The sequence below is a fragment of the Candidatus Methanoperedens nitratireducens genome (genome assembly GCF_900196725.1).
In the GTDB taxonomy this organism is placed as follows: Archaea; Halobacteriota; Methanosarcinia; order Methanosarcinales; family Methanoperedenaceae; genus Methanoperedens; species Methanoperedens nitroreducens_A.
This window is the reverse complement of record NZ_FZMP01000067.1, coordinates 1-1,551: the sequence shown is the minus strand read 5'-3', so window position 1 is coordinate 1,551 and position 1,551 is coordinate 1. Positions and strand designations below refer to the sequence as shown.

Sequence of the window (1,551 nt, the reverse complement as noted above, 5' to 3'; positions counted from 1 at the left end):
GCACGTAAGGACTACCCTCGGACCAAAGGGCATGGACAAAATGCTCGTGGATTCGCTGGGAGATATAGTGATCACAAATGACGGCGCGACCATCCTGAAACAGATGGACATAGAGCACCCGGCAGCCAAGATGATAGTCGAGGTCTCAAAGACCCAGGACGATGAAGTGGGAGACGGCACCACAACGGCAGCGGTACTTGCAGGAGAATTCCTGAAAAACGCGGAAGACCTGCTGGAGCAGAACGTGCATCCGACTGTAATTGCTAACGGATACAGGCTCGCATCCATAAAAGCAAAGGAGATACTCAAGACCCTTGCTATGGAAGTAAGCGCTGACGATAAGGACTTGTTATTAAAGATAGCTGCAACTGCAATAACCGGAAAAAGTGCAGAAGCACAGAAGGACACATTTGCAAACCTTGCAGTGAATTCGGTACTTGCAGTAGTCAATAACGAGAATGGGAAAAATACTGTAGATGTTGAGGACATCAAGGTCGAAAAGAAAGTGGGCGGAAGCATCGAGGCATCAGAACTGATAGAGGGCATGGTAATTGACAAGGAAAGAGTTCACACAAACATGCCAAAGAAAGTACAGGGTGCGAAGATTTTACTGCTCAACGAAGCCCTTGAAATAAAAAAGACTGAAGTAGACGCCGAAATCTCGATCAAATCACCTGACCAGCTCCAGTCCTTCCTTGACCAGGAAGAACAGATGCTTCACGACATGGTCAATAAAGTCATGGACAGCGGCGCAAATGTCGTTTTCGTGCAGAAAGGCATCGACGATATCGCCCAGCACTACCTTGCAAAGGCAGGAATATATGCAGCCAGGCGGGTCAAGAAGAGCGATATGGAGAAACTTGCGCGCGCAACAGGCGCGAAGATACTCACAAGCCTGAAAGAGATCAATGATTCGGATATTGGCAAGGCAGGATTAGTAGAGGAAAAGAAGATCGGCGATGAAGCGATGACATACGTAACAGAATGCCACAACCCCAGGCAGTCTCAGTTATCCTTCGCGGAGGGACTGAGCATGTAGTGGATGAGGCGGAACGCGCGCTGCATGATGCACTGCGTGTTGTTGGAGTGGCAATCGAGGATGAGAAGCTCGTTGCAGGCGGAGGTTCGCCAGAGGTCGAGCTTGCTTTAAGATTGAGAGAGTATTCATCCACGCTGACAGGAAGAGAGCAACTTGCAGTGAGCAAGTTCGCCGAGGCGCTTGAAGTAATCCCGCGCTCGCTTGCGGAAAATGCAGGTCTTGATCCGATAAACATGCTTGTTGAGATGAGAAGCCAGCATGAAAAGGGCAAGAAGACCGCAGGACTGAACGTGCTTTCAGGCAAAGTTATGGACATGCTCAAGGAAGGAGTTGTTGAACCGCTCAGGGTAAAGATACAGGCAATAGATTCTGCCACCGAGGCAGCCACGATGATTCTGCGCATCGATGATGTGCTCTCAAGCAAATCAGGAGCACCTGGCGGTATGCCACCAGGAGGAATGCCACCAGGAATGGGAGGCATGGGCGGAATGGAAGGAATGGATTAAGCGGGT

Annotated in this window: 1 pseudogene; it reads left to right on the top strand. The window is 49.9% G+C overall.

Features of this window, described 5'->3' with window-relative positions:
- Positions 1 to 1,545 (top strand): annotated as a pseudogene (gene thsB, locus MNV_RS05420) (thermosome subunit beta); the annotation flags it as partial.
- Between the last annotated feature and the right edge of the window lie 6 nt (positions 1,546 to 1,551).